General features: G+C 32.1%; 12 protein-coding genes, 1 tRNA gene, 1 other RNA gene and 2 riboswitches. Of the genes, 8 read left to right on the plus strand and 6 right to left on the minus strand.

The genetic code is table 11. The annotated features are described in order from the left end of the window. Positions 1-33 precede the first annotated feature (33 nt). A riboswitch (FMN riboswitch) is annotated at positions 34-153 on the plus strand. Between the two features lie 57 nt (positions 154-210). The 6 genes from ribD to ssrA all read left to right on the plus strand — a co-directional run bounded on the left by ribD (position 211) and on the right by ssrA (position 3,907). Next, positions 211-1,242 (plus strand): bifunctional diaminohydroxyphosphoribosylaminopyrimidine deaminase/5-amino-6-(5-phosphoribosylamino)uracil reductase RibD, encoded by a 1,032-nt coding sequence (gene ribD / locus EO083_RS04345; RefSeq protein ID WP_126992964.1) that lies wholly within the window; start codon positions 211-213, stop codon positions 1,240-1,242. Further along, positions 1,223-1,762, plus strand: coding sequence for a riboflavin synthase (locus EO083_RS04350; RefSeq protein ID WP_126992965.1), 540 nt, complete (start codon positions 1,223-1,225; stop codon positions 1,760-1,762). The genes ribD and EO083_RS04350 overlap by 20 nt, the downstream gene beginning before the upstream one ends. Before the next feature lie 5 nt (positions 1,763-1,767). Further along, entirely contained in the window at positions 1,768-2,892 is a 1,125-nt protein-coding gene (locus EO083_RS04355; protein WP_126992966.1) for a bifunctional 3,4-dihydroxy-2-butanone-4-phosphate synthase/GTP cyclohydrolase II, read from the plus strand. Beyond that, a complete protein-coding gene (ribH, locus tag EO083_RS04360; protein ID WP_206512271.1) occupies positions 2,889-3,362 on the plus strand; it encodes a 6,7-dimethyl-8-ribityllumazine synthase in 474 nt (157 codons plus the stop codon). Before EO083_RS04355 ends, ribH begins: the two co-directional genes overlap by 4 nt. 35 nt (positions 3,363-3,397) lie before the next feature. After that, positions 3,398-3,486 (plus strand) — tRNA-Leu (locus EO083_RS04365). Between the two features lie 61 nt (positions 3,487-3,547). Beyond that, positions 3,548-3,907, plus strand: a transfer-messenger RNA (tmRNA) gene (ssrA, locus tag EO083_RS04370). A 2-nt stretch (positions 3,908-3,909) separates the two neighbouring features. Here the strand turns inward: ssrA and EO083_RS04375 are convergent. The 6 genes from EO083_RS04375 to EO083_RS04400 form a co-directional block, all read right to left on the minus strand. Then, the gene (locus tag EO083_RS04375; protein WP_126992968.1) at positions 3,910-4,530 is read right to left on the minus strand and encodes a sigma-70 family RNA polymerase sigma factor; all 621 of its coding nucleotides are present in this window, start codon (positions 4,528-4,530) and stop codon (positions 3,910-3,912) included. Positions 4,531-4,540: 10 nt separating this feature from the next. Beyond that, positions 4,541-5,344, minus strand: a complete 804-nt coding sequence (locus EO083_RS04380) for an HAD-IIA family hydrolase (RefSeq protein ID WP_126992969.1) — start codon at positions 5,342-5,344, stop codon at positions 4,541-4,543. 27 nt (positions 5,345-5,371) lie between these two features. Then, positions 5,372-6,349, minus strand: a complete 978-nt coding sequence (locus tag EO083_RS04385) for a FecCD family ABC transporter permease (RefSeq protein ID WP_126992970.1) — start codon at positions 6,347-6,349, stop codon at positions 5,372-5,374. Continuing rightward, entirely contained in the window at positions 6,349-7,227 is an 879-nt protein-coding gene (locus EO083_RS04390; protein WP_126992971.1) for an ABC transporter substrate-binding protein, read from the minus strand. Before EO083_RS04390 ends, EO083_RS04385 begins: the two co-directional genes overlap by 1 nt. Positions 7,228-7,289: 62 nt before the next feature. Further along, a riboswitch (cobalamin riboswitch) is annotated at positions 7,290-7,455 on the minus strand. Positions 7,456-7,479: 24 nt separating this feature from the next. Beyond that, complete coding sequence (locus tag EO083_RS04395; RefSeq protein ID WP_126992972.1) at positions 7,480-8,541, minus strand: 1-deoxy-D-xylulose-5-phosphate reductoisomerase; 1,062 nt, start codon at positions 8,539-8,541, stop codon at positions 7,480-7,482. Next, entirely contained in the window at positions 8,520-9,137 is a 618-nt protein-coding gene (locus EO083_RS04400) for a thiamine diphosphokinase (RefSeq protein WP_126992973.1), read from the minus strand. Before EO083_RS04400 ends, EO083_RS04395 begins: the two co-directional genes overlap by 22 nt. Positions 9,138-9,194: 57 nt before the next feature. Here EO083_RS04400 and EO083_RS04405 point away from each other — a divergent pair, with 57 nt between their 5' ends. Together EO083_RS04405 and recG are read left to right on the plus strand one after the other, a co-directional pair. Continuing rightward, complete coding sequence (locus EO083_RS04405; RefSeq protein WP_126992974.1) at positions 9,195-9,884, plus strand: ABC transporter ATP-binding protein; 690 nt, start codon at positions 9,195-9,197, stop codon at positions 9,882-9,884. A gap of 4 nt (positions 9,885-9,888) precedes the next feature. Continuing rightward, positions 9,889-12,210, plus strand: a complete 2,322-nt coding sequence (gene recG, locus EO083_RS04410; protein ID WP_206512270.1) for an ATP-dependent DNA helicase RecG — start codon at positions 9,889-9,891, stop codon at positions 12,208-12,210. Positions 12,211-12,222: the final 12 nt, after the last annotated feature.

Consider the following 12,222-nt stretch of genomic DNA (forward strand, 5'->3'; position numbering starts at 1 on the left):
ATAAAAGTTAATATGATGATATAATATTGTTGAAAATGTCCTCGGGGCAGGGTGAAATTCCCGACCGGCGGTGAAAGCCCGCGAGCCCTTAAAAGGGTTGATCCGGTGGAATTCCGGAGCCGACGGTAATAGTCCGGATGGGAGAGGACAAGCATAAATGAATACATTTATGCTTTATTCCTCTCCCTCCTGAAAAAGGAGGGATTTATTTTGGAAAAATTCATGAAACTTGCACTAAAGCTTGCAAAGAAAGGTGTAGGAAGAGTATCTCCAAATCCATTAGTTGGCGCTGTTATCGTAAAAGATGGCAAGATTATTAGCACAGGATATCACAAAAGATATGGTGATTTTCATGCAGAAAGGAACGCTATTTTAAATGCAAAAACTTCTCTTGAAGGAAGTACTTTGTTTGTAAATCTTGAACCTTGTTGCCACCATGGTAAAACCCCACCTTGTACTGATTTAATTATTGAGTCCAAAATTTCTCAAGTTTATGTCTCCATCCTAGATCCAAATCCTTTAGTAAATGGTAAAGGTATTGACATTCTAAGAAAAAATGGAATAGAAGTTCATGTTGGACTTCTTGAAAAAGAAGCAAGTTATCTTAACAGGGGTTTTATAAAGTACATTACTAAAAAGACTCCTTATGTAGCTTTAAAAGCTGCAATGAGTCTTGATGGTTTTATCTGCGATAATTTGGGAAGGTCTAAGTGGATAACGAAAAGTAATTTTAATATTTCACATAACTTACGTAACTTTTTTACTGCAATTATGGTAGGGGCAAATACAGTGTTAAAAGATAATCCACAACTTACTTGTAGAAATGGTGGTAGAAATCCAATCAGAATAATTTTAGATTATGAAGGAAAACTTGCAGGGAAAAATTTTAATGTTTTTGATAATCATTCTAGGACAATTGTTTTTTCAAGTAGATGTGAGAAATACAATGGAGTTGAATGCTATCCTGAAACCCGCCCTGAGGATATTTTAGAAAGGTTACATAGCTTAAATATTGACTCAGTTTTGATTGAAGGAGGCGCTAGTGTGCTATCCCAGTTTTATGATTTTTCTGATGAACTCCATCTTTTTTATGCTCCAAAAATTTTTGGAAGAGGACTTTCTGCATTTTCAGAATTTGAAAAATACATTGATGAAGAGTTTAATTTGAAGATTAGGAAAATAAGACGATTAAAAAATGAGTTTTATTTGGAGGTAATAAAAAATGTTTACGGGAATTATTGAATATGTAGCTAAGGATTTTAAAATTGTTGGAAATACACTGGAGATTAAGCTACCTTTTTCATGTAATGTTGGTGATAGTGTGTCTGTAAATGGTATATGCCTGACAGTAAAAGAAGTAAAAAATGATGTTTGCTATTTTGATTTGGGATATGAAACCATTGAAAAAACGAATATAAAAAAGGCTAAATACTTAAATATTGAGCGAGCTTTAAAGATTGGAGATAGATTAAATGGGCATTTTGTTCTTGGACATATTGATGGTGTAGTGACTTTTCTTGGAAGAAAAGCAATGAATTCTGGTATTTTATATAAGTTTTCAATGCCTAAAGAAAATTATGCGATAAAGAGAAAAGGCTCTATTTCATTAAATGGTATTAGTTTAACTATTGCAAATGTTTCTCTTGATTCGTTTGAGGTTCAAGTAATTCCGTTTACAAATGAAAATACAAATTTAAAGTATTTAAAAACTGGAGATATTGTAAATTATGAAATTGATGTATTTGCAAGATATAGGGGGTGAATGTTTTGAAACCGTATATTTTAATTGATAAAAAGAATGAATTAGAAGGTGATTTTTTTATTCCTGCTCAAATTTGTGATGAAAAAGTTTTAAATTTTATTATTGAAAAAGGCAAAGGACTTTTATGTGTTAGTGCTCCTGAAGATGATCTATTAAATAGAGGCTTTTTTAAATTACCTTCTAATGGTTCCAAAACAAATTTTTTTATTACGGTAGACTATGGGAAAGGTACAGGAATATCTGTTAATGAAAGATGCTGCACCATACAAAAAATTTCAGAAGGGTTAAGTATTAAGCATTTTGTTTACCCAGGTCATGTAAATGTTTTAGGTGCAAGAAAAGGACGATGGGGACATACAGAAGCTTCAGTGTTTTTTTCTGAGTATCTTGGGTATAAGCCTTACGGTGTAATTATTGAGATCTTAAATAGTAGTGGTGATTCCCATGATTTTGAGTATATTTTAGAGCTTTCGAAAAAGCACAAATTGGAAATAATTGACATAGAAGATTTGTATAAGGAGTATGTAAAAAAGAAGTTTTCTATTGATACATCAGTTAAACTTCCAACGGCAATTGATGAAGATTTTAAAATTTATACTTTTAAGAATCCGTACGATTCTCGAGAACATATTGCAATTGTAAAAAAGCCATTTAAAGAATCTATTCCTTATTTAAGAATTCATTCTGAATGTGCAACCGGCGATATTTTTCATTCACTTCGTTGTGATTGTGGAGATCAGCTAGAAAATTCATTGAAAATTATTTCTAAAAAAGGTGGTGTGTTAATTTATCTTCGCCAAGAAGGAAGAGGAATAGGTTTAAATAATAAGGTAAGAGCTTATAAATTACAAGATGAAGGATATGATACAGTAGAGGCAAATTTAAAGCTGGGATTTAAAGATGATGAAAGGGATTATTTTGCAGCATACTTAATACTCAAAGCTTTGAAAATTAATGAAGTTAAGATTTTAACTAATAATCCGAAAAAATATGAAGAATTGAAAAGATATGGGATAAAAATTAAAGAAATAGTTAATATTTATGGGAGGGTTAATAAGTATAACAAAAAATATCTTTTTACAAAGGCAAAAAAGATGAAACATAATTTAAAATTGGAAGGAGTGGAATAGTGATTTTAGAAGGCCAATATCAAAATTGTGAGGATTTAAAAATAGGCATAGTTGTTTCAAGATTTAATAGTCAAATTACTGAAATGTTGCTAGATGGAGCAATTGATTGTCTCAATAGACATGGGGTCAAAAATACTGAAATAATAAAGGTACCAGGAAGTATGGAAATTGGATTTGTATTAAAAAAACTTGTAGATTTAGATTTTGATGCACTTATTGCACTTGGTGCGATTATAAGAGGTGAGACATATCATTTTGAAGTTGTTTCAAATGAGATATCAAAAGCTGTTATGCAATTAAATTTAGAAGGGAAAGTTCCAATTTCATTTGGTGTTGTTACTGCAGACACTTTAGAACAAGCTATTAATCGTGCAGGTGCAAAGATGGGCAATAAAGGTTTTGAAGCTGCTATGGTTGCACTTGAGATGGCGAATATAAATAGAAAGATAAATTCAATAAAAAGTACTTGACCAAATTTATAATTGTGGTATAATAAATTACGCGAGCCGAGGTGGTGGAATTGGCAGACACGCATGGTTGAGGGCCATGTGAGCATCAACGCTCGTGCGGGTTCAAGTCCCGCCCTCGGCACCAGGTCCCGAATGCGGGACCTTTTTTTTGAACTTTGGTCTTTTAAAACAAGTCAAATATATACGGGGGCGAACTGGTTTCGACGGGGATGAAATCCCCCAAGAAGCGAGCCGAGGTTTCCGGGTTCCTCGTAAAAAAACTCGGGAAAAAGATAAGTGCCAACGAAGAATTAGCATTAGCAGCTTAATTTAAAAAGCTGCCGTCCTACCAGGGTTTGACCGGGGCTCTGGCTAGGGCGTGACATAACCGGTCTAGCGACTTTGGATTTGCCTTTCGTCCAAAGTCGCGAAATCTTAGAAAGGCTAGGATTTGGAAAGCCTGTCCGTGGGCGTTCCAAATCCGAAGTTTAAAACACGGACTGCGCTCGGAGAAGCTTGGGGGATTTTGTCTTCGGACGCGGGTTCGATTCCCGCCGCCTCCACCAGATTAATTATTAAAGACTTGTTCTATTATAAACCTATCAATTTTTGTTCTCCCAATCCTTTTAGCCTTCTGTATTGTATTGTCCACCTTTTTAAAGTTTACATTTAATTCCTCCTGAATTTCAGCATATGAATAACCATCTAGCCACATTTCAAAAATATCTATTTCCACGTCCTTTAAATGCTTGACAATTATTTCCTTAATTATATCAATGAATATTTTTTTGGGGATATTTGTTGATTTGTCTTGGAGTGAGTAATCGGCTTGTTCCCCACCTTCTTCTTCATCAAAAACATCTATACTTGATGAATCTGAGAGAATTTTATTTTTTTTTCTATTTAAATAAGTAATAAATGTTTGAACCTCTCCCTCTATACTTTTCCATGCAAATGAGTTAAAAGAGCTTCTTTCGCTATCAAAATAAAATACAGCCTTAATTAACCCAATAAGTCCATTTTGGACTATGTCTTCAAATTCAGCCCATGGCGCATAATATTTTGATGAAATTTTAATGACCATTGGATAATACTTTTCAATTATGAGTTCTAGTGCTTCTTTTAATCCACTTTGTGCAAGCTCAACTAGTTTTTCTATTCTTTTTCCTCTAAGATTGTACTTTATCATTATTTATCACCTAAATATATTTTGAAATCTCACCTATTTCTTGAGCAATTATATCAGGTTTTATGTTTTTTATATCACTTTCTTTTGCTTCACCTGTTAAAACTAAAATGGTCAGCACACCAGCTCTTTTGCCAAGAAGAATATCTGTATAGAGTCTATCACCAATTACACATGTTTCTTCTTTTTTTACATTATTTTTTTGCATGATCATTTCAAGAATTAATGGATCTGGTTTTCCAAATATTATATCGGGTTCTTTCCCGGTGGCCTTTGTGATTATACTTGCAATTGCTCCTGTATCGGGAATAGGCCCATCTTTTGATGGACAATTTAGGTCAGGGTTTGTTAAAACAAATAGCTTTCCTTTTGAAACATAACTACAAGCCTTTGCAAGTTTTTCATAGTTTAAAGTAGTATCAAATGTAACAACAACAATATCAGGTTCTTCACTATCTACTACCTTATGTCCAATATTTTCAAATACTTGTTTAATTGCCTTGTTTCCTACAAGATATATTTTTTTGGGTCCAAATTTTTCAAGCAAATATTCAGCAGTTTCGATCCCAGCAGTAAAAATTTGGTCAGCATTTATTGAAAGTCCAGCATTTTTAAATTCTAATAAATAATCATCAATTGATTTGTTTGAATTGTTTGTTAAGAAAACAAATTTTTTGTTTGCTTTAAAAACAGTGTTTGCAAATTCAATTGAACCAGGAAAAAGTTTTCCACTTAAGGAAAAAGTACCATCAATGTCAAGAACAAATAACTTAATATTCTCTAACTTTTTAAGAGAATTCTTTGTAAGAATTTTCATTTTTTCACCTCAAAAGATATTATACTATTATTTTTGTTTTTTAAGAAGGATGAACATTAATGGTGCACCGATAAACGATGTAACAACACCTATTGGAACTTCAATGGGAGAAGCTATAGTTCTAGATATGGTATCAGAAAAGGAGAGAAAAATTCCACCAAGTAGGACACTGCCAATAAGGCTATATTTATGTTTTGCCCCCGTGAGAATTCTTGTTGCATGAGGAATTATTAATCCCACAAAGCCAATTATTCCAGTTTTTGAGACAATCACAGAGATTACAAAAGAACCAGCTAAATAAAAAAACCACTTTATTTTTTCAACTTCAACACCAAGAATTTTAGCTTCCTCTTCGCCTAAAGCAATTGCATCGAGTTCTCTGTTTTTTATTAATGCAATAGAAAACAATACAATTACCGATATTGCTGGAATTATTAAATCATTCATTGTCGTACCCGAAAGGCTTCCAAAAAGCCAAACATATGCGCTTGTTAAAGTTTTACGTGAGAGATTTATTAGTAAGATTGTTGCGGATGAAAATATAGTACTAATTAATACACCTGAAAGAATAAGGTGTGTGATAGGAATTATTCTCTTTCTTTTTGCAAGAATAATTGTTAATAGTGAAGCAAGTAATGAAAATGCAAAAGAAAATACGTTAACACTGACAGTTCTGTTCAATGACACAGCAACATAGAGTGCTAAAACAGCACCAAAACCAGCTCCTGAAGATGTACCAATTAGATATGGATCAACAAGTGGATTTTTCATTATTGTTTGATAGATATTTCCAACAAGCGCAAGACCTGAACCAGCTATAAGGCTCATTAATATTCTTGGGAATCTAACGTTCCATATGAGGAATTTTATTTGCTCATTTTCAGGATTAAAAATTTGAGAAATTGGAACTTTCACAGTTCCTATAGAAAGGTTTATAAGGATTACTAAGAAGAACAAGACTGGAAGGATGATCCTTCCAGCCTTATAAATGTTTATTTTAGTCATTATTTTCCTCCATAAAAGAAATTATAGAAAATTTCAAGGTATTTGACTATATCTGGGGATATTGAGCTTATGTCGTTACCATCAATAACAAATACTTTGTCGTTTTTAACTGCCTTAAGATTTTTAAATATTTCATGCGATTTTATTTGCTTTATGGTTTCATCTGGACTAATGTATGATGCAACAATTATTATATCAGGATCATTGTATGTTAAAAATTCCCAATTTACAGAGAACCATCCATTATTTCCAGAATAAGGAGCACAGATATTTACCCCACCTGCATATGTAATCAATTCATTTACGTAAGAGCCAGTTCCTGCAGTCCAGAGATCTTTTGTTTCATTATTTGGAACCGTTATTGTGAAAAAGACTTTTGGCCTTTTTTCAAGAGGTACTTTTGAGCTTTTTGCACCATATTCTGAAATTGTTTGTTTTATTTTATTTGCAATTTCAGATGCTATTTGTTCTTTACCAAATACATTTCCAAGGAGCATTACATCTCTTGCAACGTCATTTAGTGTTGTTGGATTTAAAACAAGTGCCTTAATACCGAATTTTTCTAACTTTTGAACTTCTGGAAGTTGAAAGCCCCCGAAAGTGATTACAATGTCAGGATTTAATGAAATAATTTTTTCTATGTTTAGCGGTACCATATTTCCAATTTTTTCAGCATTAAAAGAATCCCAATCTGTAACACCAACTATATTTTCTCCAAGACCAAGTTTTACAAGAAATTTTGTGGAACTTGGAGCAGCAGAAACTATTCTTTCCGGTATTTTATCAAAGTTTACCAATCTTCCAGCATCATCAACAATAGATAGTGCAAATATAAATGTAGTTAACAAGACACTTAAGAAAATAACCCATCTTTTCATCCTTTATCCCTCCTATATAATATTTTAAAGAAAAACGCCCACCCTTAGGGACCGCAAAGGTGGATTGCTTTCCTTTCAAATAAGGTATCCCGACTTCCGGATCATCCTACTCTCCACGCCTTCCCAGGAAATATCCCAGTGGCATTTTGTGGATTTCGTCCCCGGTTACGGTGGCGTCCCCGTGCCGGACTTTCACCGGCTTCCCTTATTTGAAAGGGAAAATATTAAGTTGCCTGTAAATAGATTATAACACTAATATTGTTCTTTTGCAATTTGTCTTGCAATTTTGTCTATTTCAAAGATTTCTTTAAAATCATTTATATTTCCATCTATTTTTTCGCATGTGTTTATAACTATATCAGCTATTTTTGAAAATTTTATTTGCCCATTTAGGAATTTTTCTACAGCTATTTCGTCAGCTGCATTAAAGGCTATTCTTTTTGCAAGATCTTTAATTACATTTTTTCCGTAGAAAAATGCCGGGTATTTTGATGGATTTACATCTTCAAATATAAAATTTTTACTTTCAAAATTTGGCCAGTTTTTATTTTCGTATAATCTATTCGGATAACTTAGTGAATAAGAAATTGGAATTTTCATGTCTGGGAATCCAAAATGAATCTTTACAGTTCCATCTTTTAAAAATACAGCTCCATGAACTGTTCCGGTAGGATGTATTTTTACTTCAATATTTTCCAATTCAAAGAGTTCGAAAGCTTCAATTACTTCAAATGCTTTATTTACCATTGTTGAAGAATCTACGGTTATTTTTTTACCCATACTCCAAACAGGGTGATTTAATATATCTTCGACTGATAAATCATCTATATTTTCTTTATCTCTTACTGCACCGCCAGATGCAGTTATTAATATCTTTACCACATTTTCATCAAATATCTGAAAAATTGCAGAATGTTCGCTATCAACTGGTATTAATTCAACGTTATTTTCTTTGCATGCTTTTTTTACAAATGGACCTGCACAGACTAAAGCTTCCTTTGTTGCAAGTGCAAGTCTTTTTGTGTAAGGTATAGAGTCAATTGTTGCAAGAACACCTTCAAAACCAGGTATTGCAGCAACTACAATATCAGGGCGGATTTTTGCCACCATATCTTTTATAGAGCTTACATTAGATTTTACAGAGGAGTAAAAGTACTCTATTTTGAAATCTTTTATAATTTTTTCAGCAAGAGCAGCATTTTTTCCGAAAGCTATACCTTTCACTCTAAAGTTATCAAGTTTTTTAATTACTTCAAGAGTTTGCATTCCTATTGAGCCAGTTGCTCCTAATATTACAACGGTTTTTTCTTCCATCTGAAATAAATCACCTCTCCTTTTTCTACATGTATTTTTATTTTTTCAGCTGTTGTTTCGTTACTTACACCTATTGGATTTTCTATACTCATGTTACCATTGAAGGGGTATTTAAAGCCTTCTATCGTAAAAGTTGCATTACACAAAGGAATAAAAGACCATGTTTCACCTATTTTAACTTCTTTTTCAAGTGCGTTATTTTCTTTTAAAATTGCAGATTCTAACTTTTCAGAATTTAAATAAATATTTGCATCAAATTTTTTTAAAAGCCCATAGAGTGCAAATATCATATCTATCCTTTCACCTTGAAAATTTATTATTTCTATTTCTTTAAAACCGTTTTCAAGAGCATATTTTATAGCAAGTTCACAATCTGTTTCGTCCTTTTCTCTGGGGTATTCAATAATTTTCACAGATTGTTTTTTGAAAAAATCTATCGTTTCTTTGTCAATAGAGTCAAGATCGCCTATTACGATGTCTGGCAATATATTTCTTTTTTTAAGTAACTTTGCTCCACCATCAACAGCTATTATATGGTTTGTGTTTAAAACTAATGTTTCATCAATATTACCATTTAAAACAATTGTTGACTTCACTATATCCCTCCTAATGTTATAATATATACAAGAAAATTATATCATGGAGATGAAATAATGATAGTAAGGGCAAAAAATTTAACAAAAGTGTATGGTAAAAAGGAAAAATTTGAAGCTTTAAAAGGTGTTAATCTTGAAATAAATGAAGGAGAAATTCTAGCTATTTTGGGACCATCTGGTTGTGGTAAAACTACTCTTTTAAATTGTCTTTCAGGACTTGATGAGCCAACATCAGGTGAAGTTGAAGTTCTTGGGAAAAGGCTTGACAGAATGAATGAAGAGGAAAAAACAATTTTTAGATCTGAAAACATGGGATTTATTTTCCAATTTTTTAATCTTATACCAGTTCTGACAGCTGTTGAAAATGTTGAAATTCCTTTGCTGATTTCAAAGAACGGAACTCCAACCGAGATTAGAAAAAAAGCTCTTGAGTGGCTTGAAAGGTTACATATACTTCATAGGAAGAATGCATATCCATCAGAAATGTCTGGTGGTGAGCAACAAAGAGTGGCTATTGCAAGGGCATTAATTAATAATCCAAAGATTGTTTGGGCAGATGAACCAACTGGGGCGCTTGATACAAAGAATAGTCAAGAGATAATTGATTTAATCATTGATATGAATAAAGAGCTTGGAACAACATTTGTTATTGTAACTCACGATATAAATGTTGCAAAACGGGCACATAGAATTATTAAAATGGATAGTGGACAAATAGTTTCTGAAGAAATACTTGTGAGAGGATGAAGGAATGTATATTCCATTGTTAATCGAAGACTTTTTAGATGAAATATTGAATATAAAAGATCACAAAGCTTTAATTGAATATGTGGAGGATAATTTTGAAAAAATAGATGATCCTTTAAAAGAAGATCCTGAAGTTTTCAAAAGGCTTCAGGAATTTTATACATACATTGTTGAAATGAAAAATCTTCCAGAAAAAAGAATTCAAAAGAGATTGAGTTACATTCCAGGAATGGTTAAAAGGTTTAAGTTGATGCATTTGGTTTATAAAGTTGAAAAATCTTCTGATTTAAAACCACTTGATACGCCTATAAAGTATGTTAAAGGAATAGGTCCAAAAAGAGCTCAAAAATTTTTAAAACTTAATGTGAATAATGTTGAGCAACTTTTAAACTTTTTCCCAAGAGATTATGAAGATAGAAGAAGAATTATTCCTATTCCTTTGCTTCGTGAAGATGATAAAGTTGTTACAACAGGAAAATTAACCGGGGTTGAAAAAATAAAAAAAGGTAATTTAACTATTGTTAGTGCTGTTTTATCCGATGGAATGTATCAAATTCTTTTAAAATGGTTTAATCAGGACTTTATGGAGGGAATATTAAAAGGTCTTTTGAGAAAAAAACTATATGTATTTGGTACAGTAAAAAAAGGATTTTATGGAAGTTTGGAGATTCACAATCCAGAGATTGAGCTTTTTAATGAGAGTAAAAGAGAAATTTTTCCGGTTTATCCTTTAACTGAAGGATTAAATCAAAATACTGTAAGAAGAATTATAAGTGAAAATATTTATAATATTTACAATTTCAAGGAGCATTTACCTGATGATTTAATTTCAAAGAGAAACTTGATAGATGTTTATCAGGCATATACTGGAATGCATTTTCCAAGGAGTGTTTTTCATAAAAAAGCGGCAAGATATAGACTTGCATATGAAGAAATTTTATACCTTCAAATCGCATTTTTATTATCTAAAAAAGAAAATGAAAAAATAGGCGGAATATCTAAAAAATTTGATGGGAAATATTCAACAGAGCTTATAAATTCTCTTTCTTTTGAGTTAACAAATGCTCAAAAGAAAGCATACGAAGAGATTAAAAATGATTTAAAATCTGATAAACCAATGAATAGATTACTCCAGGGAGATGTTGGTTCTGGAAAAACTATTGTTTCAGAACTTGCAATGCTTGATAACTATGAAGCAGGTTTTCAATCAGCGGTTATGGTACCAACTTCAATTCTTGCTATTCAAAACTTTAAAAAGATTTATGATCATTTTTCAAAATTTGGAATAAAGGTTGCACTTTTAATTGGAGCAACTTCAAATTCTGAAAAAGAGCGTATAAAACAAAGATTAAAAGATGGTGACATCGACGTTGTGGTTGGAACACATGCCTTAATTCAAGAGGATGTTCATTTTAAGAATTTAGGTTTGGTTGTAATAGATGAGCAACATAGATTTGGTGTTGAGCAAAGAAAGGAACTTATCAGTAAAGGAAAATTGGTAGATACGTTGGTTATGACAGCAACACCTATTCCAAGAACACTTTCTCTTTCGTTGTATGGTGACCTTGATGTGTCGATTATTGATGAGATGCCAAAAGGGAGAAAACCAATAAAGACATTTGTTGTTCACCAATCAAAAATTGAAGAAGTGTATAAATTTGTAATAAGTGAAGTGGAGAACGGCGGGCAGGCATATATTGTTTATCCTTTGATAGATGAATCAGAAAAATTAGCGGTTAAATCTGCAACTTCTATGTATGAGGTTCTTACAAAAGAGTATTTTCCTGATATTCCTGTGGGACTTATCCATGGTAAAATGAGTGACTCAGAGAAAGATGATATAATGTACAAATTTGCATCTGGAGAGATTAAAATTCTTGTTTCTACAAGCGTTATAGAAGTTGGAATTGATGTTCCACAAGCTACAGTAATAGTAATTGAAAATGCAGAACGTTTTGGACTTGCTCAGCTTCATCAGCTAAGAGGAAGAGTTGGAAGGGGAAACAAACAGTCGTACTGTTATTTAACAGTTGGAAATGTTTCAAGAGAAGCCTTTGAAAGATTGAATTTCTTTGCATCAACAAATGATGGATTTAAAATTTCAGAATTTGATTTAAAACTAAGAGGTCCTGGAGAATTTTTGGGAGTAAGACAGCATGGACTTCCAGAATTTAAAGTTGCAGATATCATAAACGATATTGACATAATAATGGTGGCACGGGAAGATGCAAAATACATTATTGAAAATGAAGAAAAATATAGAGATTTAATTAGTTATGTCAAGGATTTATATAAAGAACGATTAAAATTGTTAGATGTTGGTTAAACGAGGTGATAA

The sequence above is a fragment of the Thermosipho globiformans genome, from assembly GCF_003990895.1.
Classification (GTDB): domain Bacteria; phylum Thermotogota; class Thermotogae; order Thermotogales; family Fervidobacteriaceae; genus Thermosipho; species Thermosipho japonicus.

What these genes read in the sequence shown, in the direction of transcription:
- recG (WP_206512270.1), top strand. Translation starts at nt 9,889, where the DNA reads ATGTATATTCCATTGTTAATCGAAGACTTTTTAGATGAAATATTGAAT.
- EO083_RS04350 (WP_126992965.1), top strand. Translation starts at nt 1,223, where the DNA reads ATGTTTACGGGAATTATTGAATATGTAGCTAAGGATTTTAAAATTGTT.
- EO083_RS04405 (WP_126992974.1), top strand. Translation starts at nt 9,195, where the DNA reads ATGATAGTAAGGGCAAAAAATTTAACAAAAGTGTATGGTAAAAAGGAA.
- EO083_RS04375 (WP_126992968.1), bottom strand. Translation starts at nt 4,530, where the DNA reads ATGATAAAGTACAATCTTAGAGGAAAAAGAATAGAAAAACTAGTTGAG.
- EO083_RS04395 (WP_126992972.1), bottom strand. Translation starts at nt 8,541, where the DNA reads ATGGAAGAAAAAACCGTTGTAATATTAGGAGCAACTGGCTCAATAGGA.
- EO083_RS04390 (WP_126992971.1), bottom strand. Translation starts at nt 7,227, where the DNA reads ATGAAAAGATGGGTTATTTTCTTAAGTGTCTTGTTAACTACATTTATA.
- EO083_RS04385 (WP_126992970.1), bottom strand. Translation starts at nt 6,349, where the DNA reads ATGACTAAAATAAACATTTATAAGGCTGGAAGGATCATCCTTCCAGTC.
- EO083_RS04380 (WP_126992969.1), bottom strand. Translation starts at nt 5,344, where the DNA reads ATGAAAATTCTTACAAAGAATTCTCTTAAAAAGTTAGAGAATATTAAG.